Source organism: Pantoea sp. Lij88, from assembly GCF_030062155.1.
In the GTDB taxonomy this organism is placed as follows: domain Bacteria; phylum Pseudomonadota; class Gammaproteobacteria; order Enterobacterales; family Enterobacteriaceae; genus Pantoea.
Genome location: NZ_CP118269.1, coordinates 3,086,048 through 3,111,466 on the forward strand (window position 1 = coordinate 3,086,048; position 25,419 = coordinate 3,111,466).

At 57.8% G+C, this 25,419-nt stretch carries 27 protein-coding genes and 1 pseudogene; 10 read left to right on the forward strand and 18 right to left on the reverse strand.

The window, feature by feature from the left end:
• Positions 1 to 14 precede the first annotated feature (14 nt).
• The 3 genes from PU624_RS18335 to PU624_RS18345 are packed head-to-tail and all read right to left on the reverse strand — an operon-like array spanning position 15 to position 1,716.
• Complete coding sequence (locus tag PU624_RS18335; protein ID WP_283546113.1) at positions 15 to 671, reverse strand: DUF799 domain-containing protein; 657 nt, start codon at positions 669 to 671, stop codon at positions 15 to 17.
• The gene (locus tag PU624_RS18340) at positions 668 to 1,027 is read right to left on the reverse strand and encodes a DUF4810 domain-containing protein (protein ID WP_283546114.1); all 360 of its coding nucleotides are present in this window, start codon (positions 1,025 to 1,027) and stop codon (positions 668 to 670) included. The genes PU624_RS18335 and PU624_RS18340 overlap by 4 nt, the downstream gene beginning before the upstream one ends.
• Before the next feature lie 11 nt (positions 1,028 to 1,038).
• On the reverse strand, positions 1,039 to 1,716 hold the full coding sequence (locus PU624_RS18345; RefSeq protein ID WP_283546115.1) for a CsgG/HfaB family protein: 678 nt from the start codon (positions 1,714 to 1,716) through the stop codon (positions 1,039 to 1,041).
• Positions 1,717 to 1,869: 153 nt separating this feature from the next.
• Between PU624_RS18345 and PU624_RS18350 the strand changes: the two genes are divergently transcribed.
• Positions 1,870 to 2,262 (forward strand): cell envelope integrity TolA C-terminal domain-containing protein, encoded by a 393-nt coding sequence (locus PU624_RS18350; protein ID WP_283546116.1) that lies wholly within the window; start codon positions 1,870 to 1,872, stop codon positions 2,260 to 2,262.
• Here PU624_RS18350 and qhpR read toward each other — a convergent pair.
• Both qhpR and PU624_RS18360 read right to left on the reverse strand, forming a co-directional pair.
• Positions 2,259 to 3,326 (reverse strand): AraC-like transcriptional regulator QhpR, encoded by a 1,068-nt coding sequence (gene qhpR / locus PU624_RS18355; RefSeq protein ID WP_283546117.1) that lies wholly within the window; start codon positions 3,324 to 3,326, stop codon positions 2,259 to 2,261. The two genes, PU624_RS18350 and qhpR, sit on opposite strands and share 4 nt — an antisense overlap.
• Positions 3,327 to 3,488: 162 nt before the next feature.
• Positions 3,489 to 4,493: a phosphotransferase enzyme family protein gene (locus tag PU624_RS18360; protein ID WP_283546118.1), complete on the reverse strand. Its 1,005-nt coding sequence runs from the start codon at positions 4,491 to 4,493 to the stop codon at positions 3,489 to 3,491.
• Positions 4,494 to 4,741: 248 nt separating this feature from the next.
• Between PU624_RS18360 and eat the strand changes: the two genes are divergently transcribed.
• Complete coding sequence (eat, locus tag PU624_RS18365) at positions 4,742 to 6,106, forward strand: ethanolamine permease (RefSeq protein WP_283546119.1); 1,365 nt, start codon at positions 4,742 to 4,744, stop codon at positions 6,104 to 6,106.
• Positions 6,107 to 6,190: 84 nt separating this feature from the next.
• Here the strand turns inward: eat and mak are convergent, their stop codons facing one another.
• Positions 6,191 to 7,102 carry a fructokinase gene (gene mak / locus PU624_RS18370; protein WP_013356950.1) on the reverse strand — a complete coding sequence of 304 codons (912 nt, stop codon included), beginning with the start codon at positions 7,100 to 7,102 and terminating at the stop codon, positions 6,191 to 6,193.
• A gap of 146 nt (positions 7,103 to 7,248) precedes the next feature.
• Here mak and rdgC point away from each other — a divergent pair, with 146 nt between their 5' ends.
• The gene (gene rdgC, locus PU624_RS18375; RefSeq protein ID WP_003850053.1) at positions 7,249 to 8,160 is read left to right on the forward strand and encodes a recombination-associated protein RdgC; all 912 of its coding nucleotides are present in this window, start codon (positions 7,249 to 7,251) and stop codon (positions 8,158 to 8,160) included.
• Positions 8,161 to 8,228: 68 nt separating this feature from the next.
• On the opposite strand, the gene ppnP is transcribed toward rdgC, so the two are convergent.
• The 3 genes from ppnP to aroL all read right to left on the reverse strand — a co-directional run bounded on the left by ppnP (position 8,229) and on the right by aroL (position 9,626).
• Positions 8,229 to 8,525 (reverse strand): pyrimidine/purine nucleoside phosphorylase, encoded by a 297-nt coding sequence (ppnP, locus tag PU624_RS18380; protein WP_003850060.1) that lies wholly within the window; start codon positions 8,523 to 8,525, stop codon positions 8,229 to 8,231.
• 273 nt (positions 8,526 to 8,798) lie between these two features.
• Positions 8,799 to 8,990 (reverse strand): YaiA family protein, encoded by a 192-nt coding sequence (locus PU624_RS18385; RefSeq protein WP_283546120.1) that lies wholly within the window; start codon positions 8,988 to 8,990, stop codon positions 8,799 to 8,801.
• Between the two features lie 111 nt (positions 8,991 to 9,101).
• A complete protein-coding gene (aroL, locus tag PU624_RS18390; RefSeq protein ID WP_003850067.1) occupies positions 9,102 to 9,626 on the reverse strand; it encodes a shikimate kinase AroL in 525 nt (174 codons plus the stop codon).
• 315 nt (positions 9,627 to 9,941) lie between these two features.
• Here aroL and PU624_RS18395 point away from each other — a divergent pair, with 315 nt between their 5' ends.
• The gene (locus PU624_RS18395) at positions 9,942 to 10,676 is read left to right on the forward strand and encodes a DUF2076 domain-containing protein (RefSeq protein ID WP_283546121.1); all 735 of its coding nucleotides are present in this window, start codon (positions 9,942 to 9,944) and stop codon (positions 10,674 to 10,676) included.
• On the opposite strand, the gene PU624_RS18400 is transcribed toward PU624_RS18395, so the two are convergent.
• Positions 10,673 to 11,128 (reverse strand): YaiI/YqxD family protein, encoded by a 456-nt coding sequence (locus tag PU624_RS18400; RefSeq protein WP_003850071.1) that lies wholly within the window; start codon positions 11,126 to 11,128, stop codon positions 10,673 to 10,675. The genes PU624_RS18395 and PU624_RS18400 overlap by 4 nt on opposite strands.
• Positions 11,129 to 11,296: 168 nt before the next feature.
• Here PU624_RS18400 and proC point away from each other — a divergent pair, with 168 nt between their 5' ends.
• The gene (proC, locus tag PU624_RS18405; protein ID WP_283546122.1) at positions 11,297 to 12,109 is read left to right on the forward strand and encodes a pyrroline-5-carboxylate reductase; all 813 of its coding nucleotides are present in this window, start codon (positions 11,297 to 11,299) and stop codon (positions 12,107 to 12,109) included.
• A 53-nt stretch (positions 12,110 to 12,162) separates the two neighbouring features.
• Here proC and PU624_RS18410 read toward each other — a convergent pair whose 3' ends face one another.
• The 4 genes from PU624_RS18410 to PU624_RS18425 all read right to left on the reverse strand — a co-directional run bounded on the left by PU624_RS18410 (position 12,163) and on the right by PU624_RS18425 (position 14,923).
• Positions 12,163 to 13,689 carry an FAD-dependent oxidoreductase gene (locus PU624_RS18410; protein WP_283546123.1) on the reverse strand — a complete coding sequence of 509 codons (1,527 nt, stop codon included), beginning with the start codon at positions 13,687 to 13,689 and terminating at the stop codon, positions 12,163 to 12,165.
• Positions 13,690 to 13,914: 225 nt separating this feature from the next.
• Entirely contained in the window at positions 13,915 to 14,220 is a 306-nt protein-coding gene (locus tag PU624_RS18415; RefSeq protein ID WP_283546124.1) for a PsiF family protein, read from the reverse strand.
• 116 nt (positions 14,221 to 14,336) lie between these two features.
• Complete coding sequence (gene iraP / locus PU624_RS18420; protein ID WP_283546125.1) at positions 14,337 to 14,588, reverse strand: anti-adapter protein IraP; 252 nt, start codon at positions 14,586 to 14,588, stop codon at positions 14,337 to 14,339.
• Between the two features lie 194 nt (positions 14,589 to 14,782).
• Positions 14,783 to 14,923, reverse strand: a complete 141-nt coding sequence (locus tag PU624_RS18425; protein ID WP_283546126.1) for a hypothetical protein — start codon at positions 14,921 to 14,923, stop codon at positions 14,783 to 14,785.
• Between the two features lie 253 nt (positions 14,924 to 15,176).
• On the opposite strand from PU624_RS18425, the gene PU624_RS18430 reads away from it, so the two are divergent.
• Positions 15,177 to 18,314 carry a beta-galactosidase gene (locus PU624_RS18430; RefSeq protein WP_283546127.1) on the forward strand — a complete coding sequence of 1,046 codons (3,138 nt, stop codon included), beginning with the start codon at positions 15,177 to 15,179 and terminating at the stop codon, positions 18,312 to 18,314.
• Here PU624_RS18430 and PU624_RS18435 read toward each other — a convergent pair.
• Positions 18,196 to 19,459: pseudogene (locus tag PU624_RS18435) on the reverse strand (multidrug efflux MFS transporter). The gene PU624_RS18430 and the pseudogene PU624_RS18435 sit on opposite strands and share 119 nt — an antisense overlap.
• A 447-nt stretch (positions 19,460 to 19,906) precedes the next feature.
• On the opposite strand from PU624_RS18435, the gene PU624_RS18440 reads away from it, so the two are divergent.
• Positions 19,907 to 20,158, forward strand: a complete 252-nt coding sequence (locus PU624_RS18440; RefSeq protein WP_283546128.1) for a biofilm development regulator YmgB/AriR family protein — start codon at positions 19,907 to 19,909, stop codon at positions 20,156 to 20,158.
• An 8-nt stretch (positions 20,159 to 20,166) separates the two neighbouring features.
• On the opposite strand, the gene PU624_RS18445 is transcribed toward PU624_RS18440, so the two are convergent.
• From PU624_RS18445 to PU624_RS18455, 3 genes are all read right to left on the reverse strand, one after another.
• Positions 20,167 to 20,487 (reverse strand): hypothetical protein, encoded by a 321-nt coding sequence (locus PU624_RS18445; RefSeq protein ID WP_283546129.1) that lies wholly within the window; start codon positions 20,485 to 20,487, stop codon positions 20,167 to 20,169.
• Between the two features lie 155 nt (positions 20,488 to 20,642).
• The gene (locus PU624_RS18450; protein WP_283546130.1) at positions 20,643 to 20,939 is read right to left on the reverse strand and encodes an I78 family peptidase inhibitor; all 297 of its coding nucleotides are present in this window, start codon (positions 20,937 to 20,939) and stop codon (positions 20,643 to 20,645) included.
• 270 nt (positions 20,940 to 21,209) lie between these two features.
• Positions 21,210 to 23,813 (reverse strand): bifunctional diguanylate cyclase/phosphodiesterase, encoded by a 2,604-nt coding sequence (locus PU624_RS18455; RefSeq protein ID WP_283546131.1) that lies wholly within the window; start codon positions 23,811 to 23,813, stop codon positions 21,210 to 21,212.
• Positions 23,814 to 24,026: 213 nt separating this feature from the next.
• Here PU624_RS18455 and PU624_RS18460 point away from each other — a divergent pair, with 213 nt between their 5' ends.
• The 3 genes from PU624_RS18460 (at position 24,027) to PU624_RS18470 (ending at position 25,351) form a co-directional block, all read left to right on the forward strand.
• Complete coding sequence (locus PU624_RS18460) at positions 24,027 to 24,677, forward strand: CPBP family intramembrane glutamic endopeptidase (protein WP_283546132.1); 651 nt, start codon at positions 24,027 to 24,029, stop codon at positions 24,675 to 24,677.
• 170 nt (positions 24,678 to 24,847) lie between these two features.
• Complete coding sequence (locus PU624_RS18465; protein ID WP_003850083.1) at positions 24,848 to 25,018, forward strand: hypothetical protein; 171 nt, start codon at positions 24,848 to 24,850, stop codon at positions 25,016 to 25,018.
• A gap of 99 nt (positions 25,019 to 25,117) precedes the next feature.
• The gene (locus PU624_RS18470) at positions 25,118 to 25,351 is read left to right on the forward strand and encodes a hypothetical protein (RefSeq protein WP_283546133.1); all 234 of its coding nucleotides are present in this window, start codon (positions 25,118 to 25,120) and stop codon (positions 25,349 to 25,351) included.
• Positions 25,352 to 25,419 lie beyond the last annotated feature (68 nt).

The following is a 25,419-nucleotide window of genomic DNA, read 5'->3' on the forward strand; positions in this document are numbered from 1 at the left end:
CCGTCTGAGTCTGATCAGCGGGCGCTAACCAGCGTGTAGCGTGGGCCGGTCAGTAACCCGCCCTGCTCGTTCTGGGCCAGCATACGATCGCTGGTCAGTCCGGCCACGGTGTGCGCTTTATCCGTGACGTTGCTGGCAATCTGTTTGATCGCCGCGTTCACCAGCATCCCCACCAGTCCGCCATTATTATTGTTGTTCTCTTCACTGTCGCTGGCAGTGGCCTTACCCTGCCAGATCTCTTTGCCGCTGCGGAGATCCACCAGCCGTGCCTGGGCCGTCACGGTCGTCACGCTGTCAATGACCCGATAGCTGCTGCCATATTCACTGATCGAGATATAGAGCGCGCTGTCGGCGTGGAAGATCTCATTCAGACGCTTCGCGCTGACAGCCTGGGCGTCAGTGGCGCTGGTCACGCCATTCTGCTGAAAGGTCTCTTCAACGACCGCCACCGGGAAGACGTAGTAACCGGCTTCGGCCAGCGGACGCGTCACCAGCGAGTTCAGGCTATGAGCGGCGTTGATATCCGGGGATTTATTATCCGCAGGCAACACCAGAATCGAGGCGGGCTTGCTGGCACGGAACGCGCTGTAGTCATAAGGTTTTTTCGGGTGCGCACAGCCGGTCAGCAGCAACACCATCAGCACGCCGCTCAGGGCAATCAGTTTGTTCACTGAACCACTCCTTGTTTTTTACTCATCAGAAAATCCATGTAAGGTGCCGATTCGGGAAACAGCTGCTTCTCGATGGCGAACTGATCAAAGGCTTTATTGGTGTCGCCGGTTTTGGCAAAGAGCAGACCCAGCTGGGCATGCAGGCCAGGCGCAACCGGCTGGTTAACGGCACGGGCTTTTTCGATATCCAGATTCAGCGCATCGATCTGCTTCAGCGGATCGCTGCCTGGCTGATAGTAGCTATAAACCTGCTGCTGATAATCGCCCCAGTAGTAGATCGTCTTCGGCGCTTTTGGCGCACAGCCGGCCAGCAGCGCCGCTGCAATCAGCAGGCTGCTCAGTGTCATCATCTTCATTTACTGCTTCCTTATTTAGCCGGACGCCATGCGCCGTTGTTGATTCCATCCACTAAATGATCGACCGCTTCGCGAATCGCCAGATCCATAACTTTGCCGTTCAGGGTTGAGTCATAGCTGCTGGTGCCGCCAAAGCCGATGACTTCACGCGCCGAAAGCTGGTACTCGCCTGCACCCTGGGCGCTGTAGACCACTTCTGAAGTGGTGACATCCACCACGTTCAGATTCACTTTGGCATAGGCGACCTGCGTTTTGCCGCGGCCCAGAATGCCCCACAGCTGCTGATCGCCCACTTCTTTGCGGCCAAACTCGGTGATATCACCGGTGATGATGTAGTTCGCGCCTTTGATATTCTGCTGGCTGCGTTTAAAGTCCGACTCCTGCTGTAACTCTTTCAGGTTGCTGCGATCCAGTACGCTGAAACGGCTGGTCTGCTGCAGATGAGTAATCAGAATGGTTTTAGACTGATTGCCCAGCCGATCGACGCCATCAGAGAAGATGCCGTTCATGTACGAGGAGCGGTTATCAAACTGACCCACCGCAATCGGGCTGCGAACGCCCTGGTAAACCGGCTGACTGGCCGCGCGAACCTGCGGGGCCTGAATAGCATGGGACGATTCGGTGGCACAGCCGCTGGTCAGCAACGCCGTTAACAGGGAGAGTGCCGCAAAGGCATATTTTTTCTGCATTTCTAATCCATGAAGTGAAAGAGACGTCATCCGCGCAAGGGCGGTAAATTCTGGTTCTGTCGACAGTCGGAGTAATGCCATAGCATTCATGATGCCGGTCTGTAGACTGTCGGCAGCAGACCGGAAGAACTTTAAGGAAAGTTGGCCAGTTAAATGAATTTAATTAATATAAAGATGAGAATATTGCTGGGGGTGATTATTGGGTTTTCGCTCAGCGCCTGTCAGCAACCTGTGACTAAGCAACGGGATAGCGTGGCAAACCTGTGTCAGCCCGCGAAAGACCCTGACAGCAAATCCTGTCACTGGACTTATCAAATGCAGCCGGTGCTGAACAGGCAGTTTACTGATGCGGCGCGTTATGCCGGTCAGCAATGTCTGGTCCGGATGGAGTGGCAGGAGCACAGCCGACATTATGCGGTGACGCAGACTCAGGGGGATGAAGCGCTCTGCCTGCGCGCCTGGCAACTGGTGGCGCAGACCCGCGATCTGCCGCCGCCACCGGAGCCGGGGCAACCGGCGTGGTTCGGCTTTGCGCCGCGCGGTTAGCTGGCGAGACCTTCCTGACGCCACTGGCGCGGACTGATGCCAAACCAGCGGCGAAACGCGCGTGAGAACGCGCTGACTTCGGAGTAGCCCAGCAGCAGCGCCATCTCTGAAATCGGCAGCTGCTTCTGCTGCAGATAGTGTGTCGCCATTTCGCAGCGCACCTGATCCACCAGCGCGGTAAAGCTGCTGCCCTCTTCGCGCAGCCGTCGCTGCAGTGACCAGCTCGACAGCCCGAGTTTATCGGCCACTTCTTCCAGCACCGGCTCACCCTGCATCAGCGATAAATTAACCTGAGAACGTGCCTGCTCGATCATGCTCTGCTGAGACGTCCCGCGGTTGAGCCGCCGGATCGCATCCTGCATCACCATCAACAGGATCGGATCGCTCTCCGGCATCGCACGCAGCAGATCGCGTTTCGGGATCACCAGCGAATTAAACGGCTGATCGAACCAGACCGGCGCATCAAACACTTTGCAGTGATCGTGCCACTGGCCGGGACGCGGATGTTCAAAATGGACTTCGCGCGGTGCCCAGTGCCTGCCCGCCACATGGCGGATCAGATTCATAAACATCCCCAGCGTCAGCTCGGCATCCTGACGGCGCGACAGGATCGCGCCGTGCCGCACCTGATAGTCGAGCCGCCAGCACTCTCCCTTATCCACCAGCCGGGTTAAGGTGTCGTGCTGATGCCATGGAAAGGCATTGACCACATTGTGCAACGCCTGTTCCAGCGTGTCGGAGCACAAGCCGATGTAGCCGATCAGGCCTAATGACTGCGGTTTAAACTGCCTGCCGTAGTGCAAACCGAAGTTATCAAAACCGGAGTGACGCGCCGCCTCTTCCAGCACCCGACAGTAGTTAACCAGACCCAGGCTCAGCGTCGGGCTGGCCAGGCGTTCCGGATCGATGCCGCTGATGCCGAAGATGCGATCAACATCGCCACCCTGGGTATGGATAAAGTCGCTCAGGCCGGTCGCCGCCGCCGCCAGCACGCCGTGATTGCCTGCCCCCGCCGCTGCCGAGCAGGCCGCAAACGCATCAGGCTTTATCAGTGTCGGATTCATGGTCGCCTCAGTCAGAATTCGGGTGGATCACCCGTCCCTGAGATCAGAGCAAATTCCATACCAGGTCCCGGATGCCCGCCGCGCCGCCTGCGGGCGGGCCAGAATGCGCGCGGGCATCGGATCCGGCACTGCGGCGGCGCAGTGACGCCCGCCGCTGGTGCATCAGACGCCGACCGGCAGCTGCTGACCTTCCAGATAACGGCGACAGAGACGGACCGAGTGGCTGGCCCACTCCGGACCGAGGCTGTGCGCCATTTCAGTTTCGGCATGCGATCCCACCCATGCGGTGAGCTGGATGCGCCGCTGGATCAGCAGCGCGGGCAGCATGGCCATCTCCGCATCGCTGATATGTGCCACCTTTTCATAACCGCGGATCCAGTGATCGATCCACTCTGGCGCGCGTGGATGATGCTCAACAAAACTGATCGCCGCCGCCAGATCGTGCAGATACCAGCCAAGCCCGCAGTCATCAAAGTCGATCACCCGCGTTTCGCCCTTGTGCAGCAGCAGATTGGTCAGCCGCAGATCGGCGTGGATCAGGCCATAGCGATCCGATCCCTTGCCAAACTGCGCCATCGCCGCACCGACCTGGCTTATCGCCTGCTCCACCACGCCGTGATCGGCGGGGTTCAGATTCGGCGCGTCCTGCCAGCGTCCCCAGTGACTCTCACTACTGGTCATGGTGTGGTGATCCCAGATAATCCGCTGAAAACCCGCAGGTGCCTGCCACTGTTTACTGTGCTGATGCAGCCGCGCGGTAATCTGGCCCAGCTGCTGAAAAGCGCGGGGATCGACGTCGGTGGTAGGCATCTCCCCCTCGATCCAGTGAAACAGCACCACGTAGCGTTCACCGCCATCCGGCAGCCGCAGCGTCAGCACGGTTTCGCCCGTTTTGTCCGGCACCGCTTCCGGCACCATAATGCCGGTTTCGCGCAGCGCGTCGAGCCACAGCAGTTCGCTGACGATGTCCGCTTTTTGATGGTAATCGCCGCGATGCAGCCGCAGCGCATAACGCCGTCCTGCCGCCTGCAGCAGGAACGTGGCGTTCTCTGATCGGCACAGCAGGCTGAGCTGTCCCTGCAGGGCGGCGGGATAACTGGCCAGCGCCTGCTGCGCCATCAGGGTGAGTTGGGAATCAGTCAGGTTGTCATATTGTTTAGCGCTCATCAGTCCGGCTCCTTTTCACTTGCGTTATCTCAGCATGCGTTGCCGGAAGGTGAGCTGCTTGACTTCAGAAGAGACAAAGTTGACCGCAGCGTGCATCCGGCCCGGTTGTTGCCTGTGAGTTGACCCTGGAGGACAGAAGTCACTGCGCCCGCGTCAAGTCGCGGCGCGTCAGGCAACGGCATTATCCCCTTACTTTAGTAGTAATGGCGGTGTAACGCCGCGTGACCAACAACGACGGGGATAACAGTATGACAAACAGACTCAAGCCCACTCTGGGCACCCTGCATCTGTGGGGGATTGCGGTTGGCCTGGTCATCTCAGGCGAATACTTTGGCTGGAGTTACGGCTGGGCTGTGGCGGGCACGCTGGGATTTCTGGTGACGACCGCGCTGATCGCCACCCTCTACACCTGCTTTATCTTTAGCTTCACCGAGCTGACCACCGCGATCCCCCATGCGGGCGGGCCGTTTGCCTATAGTCGTCGCGCCTTTGGCGAAACCGGCGGACTGATTGCCGGTCTGGCGACGCTGATTGAGTTTGTCTTTGCGCCCCCGGCGATCGCCATGGCGATCGGGGCTTATCTTAATGTGCAGTATCCCGCGCTCAACCCGAAAACCGCGGCGGTCGGGGCTTACCTGGTGTTTATGACGCTGAATATTCTCGGCGTAAAACTGGCGGCGATGTTCGAACTGGTTGTCACCGTGCTGGCCGTTATTGAACTGCTGGTGTTTATGGGCGTGGTCTCACCCGGCTTCAGCCTGGCAAACTTTGCGGCGCACGGCTGGGCAGGCAGCGACAGCTTCGGACTGCCCGCCTTCTCCGGCATTTTCGCCGCCATTCCTTTCGCCATCTGGTTTTTCCTGGCCATTGAAGGCGCCGCGATGGCGGCCGAAGAGGCAAAAGATCCGACCCGGACCATTCCCCGCGCCTATATCAGCGGGATCCTGACGCTGGTGGTGCTGGCGATTGGCGTGATGCTGATGGCTGGCGGCGCGGGCGACTGGCGCAAACTCGCCGACATTAACGATCCATTGCCGCAGGCGATGAAAATGATCGTCGGTGAACACTCTAACTGGATGCATATGCTGGTGTGGATTGGTCTGTTTGGCCTGATTGCCAGCTTCCATGGCATCATTCTCGGCTATTCACGGCAGTTTTTTGCCCTGGCACGCGCGGGCTACCTGCCACCTTCTCTGGCAAAACTGTCACGCTTCCAGACCCCGCATCGGGCGATTATTCTGGGCGGCCTGCTGGGTATCGCAGCGATTTACAGCGATGGCGTGATTAATCTGCAGGGAATGACGCTGACGGCGGCGATGATCACCATGGCGGTCTTCGGCGCGATTGTGATGTACATCATGAGTATGCTGAGCCTGTTTAAACTGCGCCGCAGCGCGCCGGACATGCCCCGCAGTTTCCGCGCGCCGGGTTATCCGATTGTTCCGGGTATCGCCCTGCTGCTGTCGGTAATCTGTCTGCTGGCGATGCTGTGGTTCAACCCGGTGATTGGCGCGCTGTTCTTCGCCATTATGCTGGTCGGCTATATCTACTTCCTCGCCACCAAAGCGCAGCGCGACCGTGCACCACAGGACACGATGCTGGTCGGCGAATAAACGTGGCGCGGCAGCATGCTGCGTCGTGGGTTAAATCAGCGCCTGAAACCCAGGCGCTTAACCGTCAGCGGATGTGCGGGACACTCAGCCGTTAAGCGGCCAGAGCCACGCCGCACCACGCACGCCACTGGAGTCGCCATGCTGCGCCTTCAGCACCGGCGTTTCACACTCCCCGCCAAATACCCACTTCTTCATCAGCACCGGCACGGTCTGATAGAGACGATCCACATTGCTCATCCCGCCGCCCAGCACGATCACATCGGGATCGATCAGGTTCACGACCTGCGCCAGCGATTTTGCCAGCCGCAGCTCATAGCGACTCATCGCCAGTTCGGCGATCGGATCCTGCTGCGCCAGCAGCGAGACGATCTCCGCGCCCTTGCGATGCACGCCGCTCAGCCGCTGATAGTCGATACCAAAACCGGTGCCTGAAACAAAAGTCTCGATGCAGCCCTGCTGCCCGCAATAACAGGGCACTTCCTGGCGGTAGCGCAGCTCATCTTCATCCATCCACGGCAGCGGATTGTGGCCCCACTCACCGGCATTACCGTTGCCACCGATGCGCGACTCACCGTTAATTGCCACACCCGCACCGGATCCGGTGCCAATGATCACGGCAAACACCAGCGACTGTCCGGCACCGGCTCCATCGACCGCTTCCGACACCGCCAGGCAGTTAGCGTCGTTGGCAATGCGCACTTCACGATTCAGCGCCTGAGCCAGATCTTTATCCAGCGGCTGGCCGTTAAGCCAGGTGGAGTTCGCATTCTTAACCCGCTTACTGAAAGGCGAAAGCGAGCCGGGAATGCCCAGGCCGACCGTGCCGGTCTCGCCGGTTTTCTGCTCCGCCAGTGTGACCAGATCGACAATCGCCTGTACCGTTGCCTGATAGTCATCACGCGGGGTATTCACCCGGTGGCGGAACAGCTCCTGTCCCTTATCTGACAATGCGATCACTTCTGTCTTGGTGCCACCCAGATCTATGCCTATGCGCAAGGTTACTTCCTCGTTATTCGTTCAGGTGAGAGATACAGTAGAAGGCGGCTGCCTTAAAGGCAATGAAACCACTCCGATGTTTCGCTATCATGCGCGCTGACTCTCGCAGACTTGTGCGCCCGATCGCGCCACGGTAAGGAATCCCGATGTTGTGGTTTAAAAATATGATGGTTTATCGTCTGAATCGTGACATTCCGCTGTCCGCAGATGAGATGGAAAAACAGCTCGACGCCTTCACTTTTTCACCGTGTGGCAGTCAGGATATGAGCAAGACCGGCTGGGTCTCGCCGATGGGTAACCGCAGCGACGCGCTGACCCACGAGAACAAAGGCCAGATTGTGATTTGCGCCCGCAAAGAAGAGAAAATTCTGCCTTCGCCGGTCGTAAAACAGGCGCTGGAAGCAAAAATCGACAAGCTGGAATCTGAGCAGAGCCGCAAGCTCAAAAAGACCGAAAAAGATTCGCTGAAAGATGAAGTACTGCATAGCCTGCTGCCGCGCGCCTTCAGCCGTTTCAGCCAGACCTACCTCTGGATCGACACGGTCAACAACCTGATTATGGTGGACTGTGCCAGCGCGAAAAAAGCGGAAGATACCCTGGCGCTGCTGCGCAAAAGCCTGGGTTCACTGCCGGTGGTACCGCTGACGCTGGAAAATCCGATTGAACTGACGCTGACCCAATGGGTACGTTCAGGCGACCTCCCAGCCGGGTTTGCGCTGATGGATGAAGCGGAGCTGAAAGCCCTGCTGGAAGATGGCGGCGTCATCCGCTGCAAGAAGCAGGATCTGGTGTGCGATGAGATCGCCAACCATATCGAAGCCGGCAAGGTAGTGACTAAACTGGCACTCGACTGGCAGGAGCGTATTCAGTTCGTGCTGGCCGATGACGGTTCAGTGAAGCGTCTGAAGTTCAGCGACACCCTGCGCGACCAGAACGACGATATCGACCGTGAAGATTTTGCGCAGCGCTTCGATGCGGACTTTATTCTGATGACCAGCGAACTGGCGGCACTCACCAGTAATCTGGTGGAAGCGCTAGGCGGCGAAGCCCAGCGTTAATTCAACAGGCAAAGTGCCTGAAAAAACGGTTTTTTGCCCATAAAAAGGGCCGCTTAGCGGCCCTTTTTTTAATCTTTATCTTTCAGGTAGCGGCAGAGATAGGAACTTGGCTCGCCAACCTGCAGATGAAATTCGCTGTGACCCGGCACGTTAAACACCGATCCCGCTTCAAACCATTTCCACTCGGTCTCACCCGGCAGTAACACCTTAAGCGAACCGCTGACGACGGTCATCTCTTCCGGCTGGCCGGTTCCAAATGTGTATTCACCTTCTGACATCACGCCAACGCTGGCACGACCGGTGCTCGCACTGTCAAAACCGATAGATTTAACTTTTCCGTCAAAATACTCACTAACGTTGAGCATAATAGTTCTCCAGAGCACATGTTGTGTGTCTGGCAGTGTAGAAGGGAACCCGCTGATCTGTCACGCGAAATGATGGTCGTTTGTGATCTCTTCCGGGGGAGAGGTCAGACGCGCAGGGAGCGCGCACTCAGCTGTCGGTTCTGGCAGCGTTGTTTTGATTCGGCAAGGGGGAGGTCGGAGGTGAAGGCGTGATGGGCATAACTCGGGCAACTGACTGACAGACGGCGAAATGACGCTGAATATCAGGCTGGCCTCCCTGCCAGCCGCAATGCTTTACTCTTTTTCGACGTCTTCGTAGCGCTCTTTAGCATCGCGCGCTTCTTCTTCCGTCTCGTGCTCACTGATTAATGAATTTGGTTTGGGATGATCAGCACGCAGTTCGTAAGAGGTTACTTTATTACCTTCAGGGCCCTTTTCGACAGGCACAACTTTGGCTTCACGTGGGTACGGTGGTCTGCTCGGCATACTGTGTCCCTCTTATCTGAATAACAATCCACAGGACAGGCTGCTGCCTGTCATAGGATCAGTATAGACAATGACATCTGAAGCGGGATCAAAGCGGGAAAAATCCGAGGGTTAGCTGGCGCGGGCCAGAGAGAGGGACAGCAGAATCTCTTCCACCACACACTCCGGTGCCTGCATGGCATTCACCTGATGATGGGCCGCCGCCTGGTAAAGGTGTGCGCGTTCACGCAGCACATCACTCATCTCGTCGGCAATCGGACGTCCGGTTAAGGTCGGACGCTGAGCCGCTTCCGGCTCACTTTCCAGTCGCTCTGCCAGCACTTCGGGTGACGCGCTGAGCCAGATCACCTGACCCTGCTCCTGCATAAAGCGGCAGTTCTCTTCAGCCAGGATCATGCCACCGCCCGTCGCAATGACCGTCCGGGGAGCCGTCACCGCTTTCAGCGATTCCGTTTCACGGGCGCGGAAACCTTCCCAGCCTTCCGCCTCGACAATCTCCGTCACGCTGCGTTGCGTGCTGAGTTGCAGATGGTGATCGGTATCCGTAAAGGCGTAGCCCAGCGCCTGCGATAACGCCTCGCCGACCGTGGTTTTGCCGCAACCGCGAGCGCCAATCAAAAAGATGGGTAGTGACATCAGGGCCGTTCCTCCGCCTGACCGCGCGATGCGGCTGCATGGTTAGCTGATTAATGCGACGCATAATAACTGGAAATTATTATGGCCTCCACCTGTCAGGCATGATTTACGCATTTTCCTCACCTGAACAGCGATAATCTCTCTATTTTCAAGGGGAAATGCATGCACGTTTTGTGCATCAGGCGGGTAACCGGGCGCTAAAAAACGCATAAAACGGCGGCTAAAATGGGCTGGCAATATTTGCTTACCGCCCGGATTTTACTTTTCGTGTTGACGCCCCCATATACTGATAACCATCGCCACAGGAGAGTCATCATGCAACGCGAAGAACAACAACTGATTGAAGGGCTGTTCAGCCGTCTGAAACAGGCCGAAAGCCAGACCGTGGCACGCGATGCCGCTGCCGAACAATTGATTAACCAGCATCTTCAGGCGCAGCCAGGCGCGCCTTACTACATGGCGCAGGCGATCCTGATTCAGGAAGCGGCGCTGAAAAAACTCAATGAGAAAGTGTCAGCACTGGAAAGCCAGGTGGCACAGTTGCAGCAGCAACAGCAGCAGCCTGCACAGAGCAGCGGCGGCTTCCTGTCGGGACTGTTTGGCAGCGGTTCGCGTCAGCAGCCGCCCGTTCAACAGCAGCAGCAACAACAGCAACAGTCGCCGTGGAACAGTGCGCCGCAGCAACCGGCACAGCAGCAGTATGCCCCTGCCCAGGCACCCGCGCCACGTGGCACCGGTTTCCTTGGCGGCGCACTGCAGACTGCCGTGGGCGTAGCGGGGGGTGTCGTGATGGCCGACATGCTGACCAGCATGTTCCATCATTCACAGCCGGAAGAGATTGTGAATATCATCAATGAGCCGCCGCTGCCGGAGGTGAATGATAATCTCAACACCTTTAACGGTGGCGATGACAATGCCGATAACTTCAACGGCGGTAACGACAGCGCTTTCCTCGACCAGAACACGGGCTGGGACAGCAATTATGCCGACAACAGCGATCTCAACGATTTTGGCGGCAACGATTTCGACGACGACGACAGCTTCGTTTAAGTTGAGCGTTTCTGCTGGGTGAGCCAGCTATCCAGTTCATTCGCAAACTGCTGGCGGTCACGCGGACTCATCGTCGCGGGGCCGCCGGTCTGCACGCCGCTTGACCGCAGCGTATCCATAAAATCACGCATCGTCAGGCGTTCACGAATCGTCGCCGGTGAGTAACGCTCGCCGCGCGGATTCAGCGCCGCCGCTCCCTTCTCAATCACCTCAGCCGCCAGCGGAATATCGGCGGTGATCACCAGATCGCCGGGCTGACAACGTCTGACGATCTCATTGTCCGCCACATCAAAGCCAGCAGGCACCTGCAGCGTGCGCAGATAAGGCGATGGCGGCACACGCAAAAACTGGTTCGCTACAAAAGTGACCGTGGTCGCGGTACGGTCCGCCGCACGGTAGAGCACCTCTTTGATCACATTCGGACAGGCATCGGCATCGACCCAGATAAACATCATGATTCCTTACAGTCAGAGAAGCCTGAGATCTTGCCGGGTTCCTCTTAAATGGCAAATTTTATTTGCGGCACGCTTTCCAGCGTACTTGCAGCTGACTTGTTATTCGGGCTGGCTGAAGTAAGCTAGCTCACTGAGAAAAACGAATAATGTCCTAAGGAGATGGCGATGCTGGCTAAGAAAATCGGGTTTATCGGCGGGGGAAACATGGCGAAAGCCATTATCGGCGGACTGGTCAACAGCGGCAAAATCGCCCCGTCTGATATCTTCGTTTACGATCGCAAAGCAGAAACCAACCAGGCGATGGCAGAGCAGTATGGCATCAACGCCGCAGAGAGCGCGGATGCGCTGGCGCGCGAAGTGGACATCCTGTTCGGCGCGGTAAAACCCAATGTCATCCTGAAAGTATTAAAAGAGCTGTCGGGCAGCCTGAAAAAAGAGGCGCTGGTGGTGTCGATTGCGGCTGGCGTGACGCTGGACTCGCTCTCATCCGTGCTGGGTTACGATCGTAAAATTGTCCGCGCGATGCCGAATACCCCTTCGCTGGTGAGTGAAGGCATGACCTCGGTAACGCCCAACGTGCTGGTTGAGCAGGCAGAGATCGACGAGGTCGTGGCGATTTTTGAGAGCTTCGGCAAAGCGGCCGTGGTGGATGAATATCTGATTCACGCCGTAGTGGGCGTCAGCGGTTCTGCACCGGCCTACGTGTTTATGTTTATCGAAGCGATGGCGGATGCGGCCGTGCTGGGTGGGATGCCGCGCGCTCAGGCCTATCAGTTTGCTGCGCAGGCGGTAAAAGGGGCCGCGCAGATGGTGCTGACCACCGGTAAACATCCGGCTGAACTCAAAGATATGGTCTGCTCACCTGGCGGCACCACTATTGAGGCGGTGAAAGTGCTGGAAGAAAAAGGGATGCGCTCGGCGGTGATGGAAGCGATGCAGCAGTGCATGGCGAAGTCAGAGAAACTGAGCCGCAGCTAACCCACACTCATTGCGCAAGGCGGCCCGGCATGCTGGCCCGCCTTGCGTGCTGCTTAACTGATGTGCGCCTGACCGCGCGCCACCGCGTCGGCAAGCGTCATCGGTTGCTGCATCCGCTCCACCAGCTCAGCGGTCAGCGTATACATGCCGCATGAGCAGATCGCCGCCAGTTGCCCCTGCTGACCATAAAACGCCATAAACTTTTTATCCTCCAGCGAACCGATTAGCTGGAAGTCATCCCATTCTGCCGCGTGGCCAACATACTCATAACGGGTGCCATACTGGGTCGTCCAGAAGAACGGCACACGATCAAAGGCGACGTTCTGATCCAGCATATTCCATGCGGCGGTCTGTCCCTGCTGATGCGCAACGCGATAGTGCTCAATACGCAGCGGCCCCTGTGCCGCCGGATACGTGGCGATATCCCCCGCCACCCAGATATTGTCAGCGACCCGTAGCTGCTCATCCGCCTGCAGGCTGCCATCCTCTGCCAGCGGCAGATCGTGAATAAAGCCGGTGGCCGGTTCAACCCCGGTAGCAAACAGCACAACAGTCGCATCCAGCTTCCGTCCGCCCTTCAGCTGCACACCATTCACCTGCTGGTCGCCCTGCAGTGATTCGATCTCGCCCTGCACCCACTTCACGCCGTTTTGCTCATGCAGCTGGTAAAAATAGCGGCCAATCTGATCGCCAAACCGTTTAGCAAATGGCAGCGCCTGACGGGCAATCACCGTCACGTCGATGTCGCGATTACGCAGTGCCGACGCCAGTTCGGTGCCGATAAAACTGTTGCCGATAATCACGATTTTATGGCTGGCATCCACCGCCTTAAGCAGCTCATCGGTCTGCGCTTTGCTGCGCAGCAGATAAACCCCGTCCAGATCGCTGCCCGGCAAATCGGGAAGAACAGGCGTCGCGCCGCTGGCGATCAGCAGTTTGTCGAAGGCGAGCGTCCCGCCATCCTCAAAGATTAACTGCTGCTGCTGCGCATCGAGGCGGCTCACGGTAGCCTGAAGACGTTCAACGTGATCCATCACATCCGCTTTCAGCAGCTGCGGAACCTCGCTGATATCCATTTTGCCCGACGGCACAAACTTGGTCAGCGCGGTGCGGTCATAAGGCGCGTCCGCTTCCCGCTCGACCAGAATCAGGCGGCCTTTAAAGCCGTCATGGCGCAGACGCCACAGCGCGGCACTGCCCGCCGCACCACCACCCAGCACCACATAGACCGGCGCAGCTGCCCCGCTGCCAATCGGTGCCGCAGGTGACATCGCTTTCGGGTTAACCAGCACCCGGCCTTCTTCAATGCGCAGCGGATACTGTTTGAGATCGGCTAACGCCAGCGGTTCACACATTTTGCCATCGGCGAGAGTAAACGCGGCTTTGTGCCAGGGACAGACCAGCCGGTCGCCGCAGATCGCGCCCTGCTCCAGCGGCGCGCCCGCGTGCGGGCATTTCGCCTGGTAAGCGCGGACGTTCTCACCCTCGCGGATCAGTAACACATCCACATCGCCGAGCGTTTTTTTAACCGGCTGTCGCTGGGGCAGATCGTTCAGGTCGGCGGTAAATTGATAGTTCACGGCATGGCTCCTTTAACTGATTCTGGTCTGATGCTGCGCGGCAAAACAGTGCGCGGCGCAAATCCCCACAAACAGTAAGTGTGGCAAAGGAACCGGGAAGCCTGACGAGGAATCTGTTTCAGAAAGATAACCTGCTGTTATGGCAGGTAATTTAATCGGCATTGAGGGGGGAATGAATCCGCATCGGGCGGCAGGGAGAAGCGGCCACCTGCGTGGCCGGGGGAATCATGCGCTTTTTTTCAGGCACTGGCTCATAAAGGTTTTACGCGCATCGCCTGCCAGCTTTTTATCGCCAGCTTCACCATTACAGCTCTTCATTTTCATCTGCTGCGGTGACATCTGCGACAGCTTGCTGTCCTTTTTCAGGCATTCACTCATAAAGGTTTTGCGCGCATCCCCTTTGAGATCCTGAGATTTGGCATGCTGGTTACACATCGTCATCTTCTCCTGCTGCGGGGTCTTCTCCGCCGCACCTGCCAGCCCGCTGACCAGCAGGCCCGCCATCATCATCGCCATTAAACCGACTTTCATCTTGTTATCTCCACAGTGGATTGTCCTTTATTATTCTGGCAGCGAATAAGCAAAGCGGAAAATGTTTAAGGTCAAAGTGATGTGAAGATCCCATTCCATATCGGCACTGGGCGGTGTTACTGGCGGGGATGCCGGAGCAGCTTGTCGATGTAATTGCGCAGCAGCAGCGCATCGTCTTCATCGGCACCGGCCACATTATCCATGGCATTTTCAATACTGGAAGTGATCGCCAGATGTTGTTGCGGCTCCAGCTTGCGAACCAGCGCGGTAACAACAATCTCCAGCGCTTCGATCTGCGCCATATGCTCTTTCGCTGTCGCCTCTTTTTCAGCCAGCTTTACCAGTAATTCAGCAATCAGGTTTTTCATGCTGTTGTCTCAGCGGTGTAGAAAAGCTGAAATTAACATCACGCTGGCTAAAAAAACAGAGGGCAACGGCCTTTTTTTCAGTGAGTTAGCCCACATCTCCGCCCTTTTCGCAGCGGTTTACGGCTAACTTTACAGGCGAAACGTTTTGCGGGCAGATATCACCGCTGTTAAACGTTTCGCCTGCCAGAGAGGGGTTAACGCGGATCGACAAATCCGCGGCCCGGTCCGCCGCCATGTCCGCCCCAGCCACCACCACCGCCAGGCGGCGGGAAAATACATCCGCTTAATGCAGTCACTAATGCCACAACGGCAGCCAGCTTAACGATTCGTACCATATCTACCTCAGGGTGAAGAAATCGGGCTGAGTGTATGAAGCCTCCTGCATGACGACAAGTGAGATTCCTCCGCATCCGGCCGCTATTCATCTTTGCTGACCAGGCTTAACGTTTTACCGTCAGAATGCCGCCACATTCTCAACATCCCGGCCGGTTTGTGGCGCAAACTATTTGTGTAAATCGGGATGGCGGGCTCTTTACAGCCTGAAAAATTTTGCGCATTGTGAGCGCATTACATTTACAGGATAACACCATGACTCTCTCTCAGGCTGCTTTCAGTGACATCCTCTCCCGGCGCGACTGGGAAAACCCGGTTGTAACTTCGCTTCATCGGCTGGATGCGCACCCGCCCTTCGCCAGCTGGCGCGATGAAGCGGCGGCGCGCGATGACGCGCCTTCGGTGTCACTGCAGAGTCTCAACGGAGAGTGGGGTTTCAGTTACTTTCCCCAGCCTGAAGCGGTCCCCGCCAGCTGGTTACTGCAGGATCTGCCGGACGCCACGACGCTTCCGGTACCCGCTAACTGGCAGATGCACGGCTTTGATGCGCCCATTTACACTAACGTGCAGTATCCGATTCCGGTCAATCCGCCACGGGTTCCCGCAGAAAACCCCACCGGATGTTACTCGCTCACATTCAGTACTGACGCAGTCTGGCTCAATGCGGGACAGACACGCATCATCTTCGACGGCGTTAACTCGGCTTTTCACCTGTGGTGCAACGGACGCTGGATTGGCTACTCTCAGGACAGCCGCCTGCCCGCCGAATTTGACCTGACTCCCCATCTGCAACCGGGCAAAAACCGGCTGGCGGTAATGGTGCTTCGCTGGAGCGACGGCAGCTATCTGGAAGATCAGGATATGTGGCGGATGAGCGGCATTTTCCGCGATGTCACGTTACTGCATAAACCGCAGGTGCATCTGGCTGACGTTCAGCTGGAAACCCGGCTCAGCCCGGAGTTTACCCGTGCCGAGCTGCGCGCCCAGGTCCGCGTCGCCCTGCCGCCTGATGTCACCTCACGTTATCAGCTGCGCCTGACGCTGTGGCAGGGTGAACAGCAGGTTGCGCAGTGTCAGCAGCCGCTGGGCAGCGCCATCATTGACGAACGGGGTCACTATCCTGAACGCGCCCTGATCAGCCTGCCGGTGGAACAGCCCGCGCTTTGGAGCGCCGAAACGCCCCACCTCTATCGCGCTACGCTGGCGCTGCTGGATGGGGATCAGCAGCTGATCGAGGTGGAAGCCTATGATGTCGGCTTCCGCCAGGTCACCATCGACAACGGCCTGCTCTGTCTCAACGGCAAACCCCTGCTGATCCGTGGCACCAACCGTCACGAACACCATCCGGAGCACGGTCAGGTGGTGGATGAGGCGATGATGCGCCGCGACATCGGGCTGATGAAACAGCACAATTTCAATGCGGTACGTTGTTCGCACTACCCTAATCATCCGCTCTGGTATCGGTTGTGCGACCAGTACGGGCTTTATGTGGTGGACGAGGCGAACATCGAAACCCACGGCATGCAGCCGATGAACCGGCTCTCCGACGATCCCCGCTGGTTCGCCGCCTATAGCGAACGCGTGACGCGCATGGTGCAGCGCGATCGTAATCACTGCAGCATTATTATCTGGTCACTCGGCAATGAGTCAGGACATGGCGCCACACACGATGCGCTCTACCGCTGGGTGAAAAGCAGCGACCCTACCCGTCCGGTGCAGTATGAAGGCGGCGGCGCCGATACCGCCGCGACCGATATTATCTGCCCGATGTACGCCAGAGTTGATGAAGATCAGCCGTTCCCGGCGGTGCCGAAATGGTCACTGAAAAAGTGGATTGGTCTGCCGGGCGAAACCCGCCCGCTAATCCTGTGTGAGTACGCGCATGCCATGGGTAACAGCTTCGGCGGTTTCGCAAAATACTGGGAAGCCTTCCGCCAGTTCCCGCGTTTGCAGGGTGGCTTTGTCTGGGACTGGGTGGATCAGAGCCTGACCCGCTATGACGATCAGGGCAAATCCTGGCAGGCCTATGGCGGCGATTTTGGCGATAAACCCAACGATCGTCAGTTCTGTATGAACGGACTGGTGTTTGCCGATCGCACGCCGCATCCGGCGCTGTATGAGGCGCAGCGCGCCCAGCAGTTCTGGCAGTTCACGGTCGATCCCGGCGATCCGCTGAGCTTTACGGTCAGCAGCGACTATCTGTTCCGCCACAGTGACAATGAAGTGCTGCGCTGGCGCATCGAGCAGGAGGGCCAGGTGGTGACGGAAGGTGAAGTCCTGCTGGATATCGGCCCGCAGGGCCAGCAGCGGATCACGCTGCCATCACCGCCCGCGTTACACGGCGAATGCTGGCTTAACGTCGCGGTTCATCAGACTCACCCGACCCGCTGGAGCGCCGCCGACTGGTGCGTTGCCTGGCACCAGTGGGCACTGCCCTCGGCGATGGCGCTGCCGTCACAGCCGGAGATCGGTGAAGCACCAATGCTGCAGGATGAGGCCGGAGAGATTGTCGTCACGCATCAGCAGCAACGCTGGCATTTCTCACGCCACAGCGGCGAACTGACGCAGTGGTTTGTTGACGGCGAGCCGACGCTGCTCTCGCCTCTCCAGGACTGCTTTATCCGCGCCCCGCTGGACAATGATATCGGCACCAGCGAAGCGGAACGGGTTGATCCCAATGCCTGGGTTGAGCGCTGGAAAGCGGCAGGCTATGACCAGATGCACAGCCAGTTGGTATCGATTACGGCGAATGCGTTGTCGCAGGCGGTGCAGATTGAGACGCTGCACAGCTGGCTCGCCAACGGCCAGCTCGCTTTTATCAGCCGGAAACGTTATCTGATCAATGCGCAGGGGGAGTTGCAGTTGCAGCTTTCCGTTGAGCAGTCGCGCGGATTGCCGCCGCCTGCGCGCATCGGATTACGCTGCGAGCTGGCGCACATCCCGCAGCAGGTGAGCTGGCTCGGCCTGGGTCCGCATGAAAACTATCCCGATCGCCAGCTGGCCGCGCAGTTTTCACGCTGGCAGCTGCCGCTGGAACAGCTGTCAACGCCCTATGTTTTCCCCAGCGAGAACGGTCAGCGTGGCGGCACCCGTCAGCTCGACAGCGGCAGCTGGCAGGTCAGCGGCGATTTCGCTTTCTCACTGAGCCGCTTCAGCCTGGAGCAGCTGCGGGAGACATCACACCGCCACCAGCTGAGTCCGGAGGCGGGCTGCTGGTTGCACCTCGATGCCTTCCACATGGGCGTGGGCGGCGATGACTCCTGGAGCCCCAGCGTCAGTCCTGAGTTTTTACTGACTCAGCAGCGCTGGCAGGCTGAACTGACGATTTCTCAGCCGACGCGGGTAGCACGGTCTTTGGCCGCTGGTAAAAACGCTTCAGAAACAGCACGTTAATCAGCACGACAACGGCGGTGGCAAAAAAGACCCAGCGGAATCCTGCCACCGCCGACACGGCGGCCCCTAACAGCGGACCCGCCACATTGCCGAGATACATAAACGACTGGTTATAGCCGAAGATCCGGCCGGTGATGTTGTCGCGCGAGTGACGCACCAGCAGCGTCTGCACCGCAGGCATCATCGCGCCATCGGCGAAGCCGAGCAGAAAACGCAATACGCCCAGCTGCGTGGTGCTGGTAACAAAGGACATCGCCACAAACAGCAGTAGCGAGATGATCATCGTCGCCAGCAGGATACGCTGCGTGCCGATGCGATCGCCGAGTCGTCCCAGCCGGGGCGCGGCCAGCAGCGCAGAGACGCCAGGCAGCGCGGCGATCACCCCGCTCAGAAACGCGATATTCTCCGCAGTCGGAGCCAGCTCACGCACAAACAGCGTCAGGATCGGGTTCACCGATCCGTTGCACATCTGGATCACCATGGTCGTGAAAAACAGGCAGAGCATCAGCTTTGGGTTATCCAGCGAACGGAAAACCTCGCGTCCGCTGAGCTTATCTTTTTTACTGACCGGGACATAACCGGTCTCTTTAATCAGAAACAGCGTCACCAGAAAGCTGACCATCAGCAGAACCGCAGTGACGATAAAGACCGTGCGCAACCCGACCCAGTCGGCCAGCAGCCCGCCCAGCATCGGCCCCAGAATCACGCCACCAATCTGACCGGTTGAGACACAGCTCAGTGCCCAGCCACTGCGTTCACGCGGAACCTGAGCCGCCACCAGCGCCATCGCGTTGGGGATATAGCCGGAGGTCAGCCCCATCAGAGCGCGCAGCAGCAGCAACTGCCAGGCTTCGGTGACAAACGCCTGTAGCAGGATCACCACGCCCATGCCAAAAGCCGCACGCAGCAGCATCAGTTTACGGCCTTTGCGATCGGCCAGGCTGCCCCACAGGGGGAGCGACCGCTGCCGAGATCACAAAGGTGATACTGAAGGTGAGACCCGACCAGAGGCTGAGTGATTCGCCACCGGTAACGCCAAGCTGCTCAAGGTAGAGCGGCAGAAACGGGATGATCTGACTGATGGCCAGTCCGGTAAAAAAACAGCCAAACCAGACCGAGATCAGGTTTATCTTCCAGGGTTCTATAGTGCGTGGCATGAGCAGATGATTTAAAGAAAGGGAAAGCTCAGTCTAACGCGCGCCTTCTCAGCATGACCGACAAAACATGGCACAAACGGCAAAAGACCGGATTCCTCTTTGATTCCGGGCAATGACCGGCGCAAATTTTCCCGACGCAAAGGTTTATAGCGCGAATAATGCGGGCAGCGGGCTGTCCGGACGCGCGCTGACTCAACCCACCCTCATCAATATGGAAAAATAGGTCATTCTGTTACTGACAACCCTCTGCCCCGCTTCTATGTTTAAAAAACCGCCAGCCGCGGCGGTGTGGCGATCTTTCTGATCGGTGCGACGTCCTCCGCAAAAAAACGGTACAGACTTTCCGGCTACGCTGAGGCAGACCAGCTTATTTCATGCAGAGACGCCCTTACTCAGCCGTAAGGGACGAGGAAGTGTTTCAGCGGAGGTGGGGATATGAGAGTACAACCTGACAGCGCCAGCCGTGCTATCAACGACTATTTCAAAGGCCCGAACTGGAGAACACCGCCAGAGTCCGATCTGCTGGCGGTGATTCTGCGCGAATTAATGGAAGCGGGCGAGCCCGCGACCAGTAAGGCGCTGATTACGCGGGTCATCGACAAGCTGGAAGTGGAAGGCGACGAGATGCAGTTACAGCGTTACCGTACCCTGCTGGCTGAGTTAATCGACACGCAGCCGGAGGCGTAAACCGCCGCCTACTTCACCCAGCGCAATTTATCCGCTTCACTGACGCTGGCACGCCCGCTGCTGCGCTGAAACAGGCAGAGCTCCCGTCCACGCTTATTTCTCATGTGCTGCTGAGGATATCGTCCCTCCAGCAACAGTGCACTGTAACCTGTGTTGTCGTCATACTCGATCGGCTCGCCCTGCACCCTGACTTTGCTCAGGTGACTGGCGTTGATGCATGCCTGCACCATCACCTCACGGCTCTTTTTCCAGGCCTCATCACTGGACGCGTGCGCCAGCGTGCTGCTGAGTAACAACGTGGGTAAGAGCACCCCGATTATGCGTTTCATCTTCTCCACTCCTGTTCCGGCGCCGAAGGCGCTAAAAAAATTCCCGCCGGGGCGGGAATAAACAAGACGAGCACTATCTATTGTGTTACGAGGAAGTGCTGAAGCGCGCTGTTATCCTCGCCTGCCGTTATGACAAGCCTATGACAGACTGGCCGTCAGCCACAATAAACGGAACTGATATTGCCATTTTTGTCGGCCAGGAAGTTAAGCCGGTTGAGATTGAAGTCCATGGTGACGGCAGAATCATAGGGGATTGGACGCACCTTCTGTTCGAAGTGCTGACCCTGCAGCGCGGTTAGCGGTTTGCCAACATAGTTCTGAAACTGAGAGGCCCCGCAGCGGTCAGCGTCGGGATCCTGCGCCACACGGGCGGTGTCGGGTTTCGAGGCAGACTGGCAGGCGGTTAAGGCGAACAGGCCGACTACCAGCAGCCCTTTTCCATAAAATTTCACGTTTATTCTCCTGTTGGACGTGTAAAACCCCGCCCAAGAGTAGCAAAGCGCGCCTGCTGACCTGAAGCCCTGAAAAGTAAAGTTGTTACAGCGCGATGAAAATGAGAGCGGTACCGGTCACGCTTTAAGATTAATCGCACAACCTGGCTAAAAAACAGACAGCCTGCTACTACCCTTACAGAAGATTCATCACTCTTTGGAGGTCATTATGGAACTGATTATTTTTGTTGTCTGCGCCATGCTGATGACCGCCGTGGCGGTCAAAGTGCGTTAAGCCGGTTCAGTCTGATTTTGCGCGGTTCTTTCCAGAAGCGTACTGAATGCAGCCAGCGGCATCGGACGACCGAGGAAGTAGCCTTGCCCCTCTTCGCACGAAAGCAGTTTTAGCTGATTCAGCTGCGCTTCTGTCTCTATTCCTTCTGCCGTAATGGTCAGGGCAAAGGCGCGTGCCAGCGCAATAATCCCCGCCACCACCGATTGCGCCTGCTGCGACTCCGGGAAATCTTTCATCCAGGAGCGATCGATCTTCAGGCCATTAAACGGGAAGGTTTTCAGGTAGCCCAGCGCGGCATAGCCGGTGCCGAAATCATCCACGGTCAACCTGACACCCAGCGACCGTAATCCCTGCATCACCTCCAGCGCATGCTGGGGATGTTCAAACGTCACGTTCTCGGTGATCTCCAGCTCCAGCCGCGTCGCAGGCAGACCACTTTTCTCCAGCGCATGCGCCACGCGCTGCACCAGGTCGCTGGTGCGAAACTCCATGGGCGAGATATTGACCGAGACATAGCGTTCACCGCCCCATCCCAGCGCATCCTCACAGGCGCGCATCAGCACCCAGTCGCTGATAGTGGCGATCAGACCGCTCTCCTCGGCCAGCGGAATAAAGTGGTCAGGCGTAATCCACTGATCCGGGGCAATCTGCCAGCGAATCAGCGCCTCGGCTCCCGCCAGCTGCCCGGTCAGCAGCTGATAGCGTGGCTGATAGTGCAGGCGAAATTCATTGTTCCTGAGCGCTTTCTCAATCCGTCGCGCCATTTCACGTTTATCTTCACGCTGGCTGGCCATCTCATTGGCATACCAGACCCACTGGTTGCGTCCCGCGTCACGCGCTTCATTCAGCGCGATATCCGCCATTTGCAGCAGCGCTTCCGGATGGCTGGCATCCTGTGGCGCACAGGCAATACCCATGCTGATGGTGAGATAATGGACATGCTGGCCGGTGCTGATGGGTTGCTGAACCTCATGCACCAGTTGAGCACAACGCTGATCGATCCGCTCACGGTTCGTTTCACGCAATACCAGCACAAACTCATCCCCACTCAGCCGCGCAACCAGCTCCTGCGGCCCGATACAGTGCTTGAGACGCTGCGCGATCTGGCTCAGCACCTCATCACCCGCCGCATGGCCCCAGGTTTCATTGATTGGCCGGAACTGATCGAGGTCGAGGGTGACCAGCGTCAGCGGCGCCGCGCCATCCGGCAGCTCAAGGTGCAGCGTCAGAAACTCCAGCAGCTGCACGCGGTTCGACAGGCCGGTTAAGACGTCGTGACGCGACAGAAACTGAATGCGCGCCTCCGCTTCCATGCCCTGCGTGATGTCCGATACCGTGCCGCGAAACCCGATGCGTCGCTCATCATGCCAGATGGTTTTCGCCACCAGCTGACCGATGCGGCGGTTGCCATGTGCGGACATAAACTGGCAGCGCAGCGGCATCTGCTGGCCGTCCTCTTCCTGACGCAGCAGCCAGGCGACCAGCGAATGGCTGGGATGCGTCAGCAGATGATCGATGTGACGTCCCAGCCAGTGGGCAATATCGTGGCCGGTCACGGTGTGAAAGCGCGCGGAGAGGTAGATCAGACGGCCCTCTTCATCCGTTTCCCAGATCCAGTCTGACGCTGCCTCAGCCAGATCGCGAAAACGCGCTTCGCTGCTCGCAAGCTCCTGCTGACTGATCGCCAGCAGGGCAAAGCGCCGGTCAGAGAGAATCGCATTAGAGAGCGCATGGCGGCTGACGCGATGCGTAATCATGCCGATGATGATCGCCATCATCATCAGCAGCGGCAGCAGAAACCAGATCAGGCCCATGCCAGGCATCTTCGGCGTCCAGCGCAGCACAATCGGATCGCCGCCTGGCAACGGCTGCACCAGCCGGGGTTCACGCAGGGCATCCTCCTGATTGAGGGGCAGACGCAGTTCACGCACATCCAGCGTGGTGCCCAGCGCCTGCAATTTGGCCGGCGTAAACAGATTCACAAACACCATGATGGATGCGGGGCCCGCTACGGGCGGCACCGTCGTCACTTTGCCACTGCTGATCGGGGCGGCAACCACAATGGCGGGCCGATGATTGATCAGCGCATCGCGGGTAATCGCCTTATTGTTAAGCTTGCGTGCCGCCGCAATCAGCGCCGGGGTCTCTTTGCCCAGCCAGCTTTCCAGCGGCATATCCACCAGCTGTCCATTGATCACGCTGTAAGACGTGTGGCCCTGGCCGTCGACGACGAACACCCCCTCGTAGTGATACTCTTCGTAGAGGCCCGGTCCGAAGTTCTCTTCGTCAAAAGCCCAGACTTTGTTAACCCTGACATGAAGATTGCGCCAGGCCTCACCCCAGAACGCATAGTCCCGGATATCTGTGATCATGGCATTCTGACGATTTTTCCACGCCTGCTGCACCAGCATCCGGTCATGATCGACCGATTCGCTGTTCTGACGCTGCGCAATCGTCAGCACCATCAGCATCGAGAGCACCAGCACACCAAACAGCAGCAGCGAAAGCGTGCGCAGGCTGCGCCTCGTAAAGCGGACAGTGCGGTCTTCAGCGACATGTCTGAATGGAGGCAAGGGTGGCGCCGGTGGGTTAAAAGTCATTAAGAGTGCTCACTACACAGCCAGAGTTTGAGATGACGGGCCTGCAATACAACCTGCGGTGCTGACCAGATTAGTTTCCTCAGTTATCGGCTCGCGCGTCCTGGTGTTTAGCCTGCAGTTAACATTTTGCGCTTAAATATTGTGTTACAGGCTGACTCGACAGCGATCGGGTGCATTGCTACTATGCGCTTACCTTCGATGGCAGAGTCGCCTATGAATACCAATTCCGACAGAGTGACCCTGACGCTGTTCTACGTCGGCAGCTTTGTGGTCTATTACCTGGTTACCATGCTGATCACGCTGTTCCCTAATTACGGCGTGCTGCGTAATGACGGCCTGCTGGTGCCGGTACTCTGCCTGTTTGAATTTGCCGTGATCTACCCGCTCTACCGCTTCTATTGCCAGCGTCGCACCGATTTGCCGCTGGGTGAACTCGGCACGCTGCAAACCCTGCTGTTTACCGGCGCGCTGTTTGTGCTGATGGCGGGACAGATGCAGTTTATGCAGCCCGAAGGCTGGCTGGTGATGCAGGCGCAGCAGGGACGTAATTCGCTGCTGATCCTGCTGCTCACCGCCGTGCTGCTGGCCCCGGTATTTGAAGAGGTGCTGTTCCGCGGTTTCCTGTTGCAGGGCTTTCTGCTGTGGGCACCGCGCAGTCGCTTCGCCTGCATGCTGCTGACCTCACTGCTGTTTGCGGTGATGCATACGCAGTATGTGCACTGGCAGACGCTTATCGCCCTGACGCTGTTTTCGCTGTTGCTCTGCTATGCCCGGCTGCGGAGTAACAGTCTGGCGCTGCCCATCTTCCTGCACACCCTGAATAACCTGATTGCGCTGCTGCCCGCCTGGTATTTCGCTGGCTAGTTCCTGACACTCCTCCGTTTCTGATGCCTGACAGACCGCCGCCCTACCCGGCTGGCGGGCCATAGCTCACACTGACAATGCCACCCCGTCACGTTTGTCTATACTGGATGTTAAAAAGGGATAAATAGCACCGCAGTCCGGACCACCAGACCGTGCAAAGGAGAGGAACTATGTTGATAGGATTTGTGTTGTTAGTGAGCGCGTGTGGCTACGATGCCTGCGAAGCGCTGCCGGTCTCGGAGCGCATTTATCCGACGAAGGTTGACTGCGAAACGATGGCAAACCGCATTCATAAAGTCCGGCCGAATGTGGTACTGCTTTGTGGTGAGGTTCATCGCTGATTCAGGGCCAGGGACAATAAAGCCGCGCTGCAACATTGCAAGCTGGCGCTTTAGCGTACAAAATATAAGCTGTTGTTAACCATTACCGTTGTGAATCCCATGAAAACATCACGCCCCCGTCGTCCTGGTGGACGCTGGGTTTACTATCTTTTGTATGATGGCATTCTGTGGCCCTGCCCCGTCCGATGGGAGTGGGAGAGCAGCTATGGCGGCTGGTTGCCATTTTACTACACGCCAACCTTTGAGTTTGTGGTGGGCGATCCCCGCAAGGCGTATCGCATTGCGCGCAGCGACGTGCGCACTAAACAGCGGCGCGAAGATGCCTTTGTCTGAACGCGTTTACCGCCACGGCAGCCATGAGGCTGTGAGCAGATAAAGCACCACCTCCAGCACGATAATCA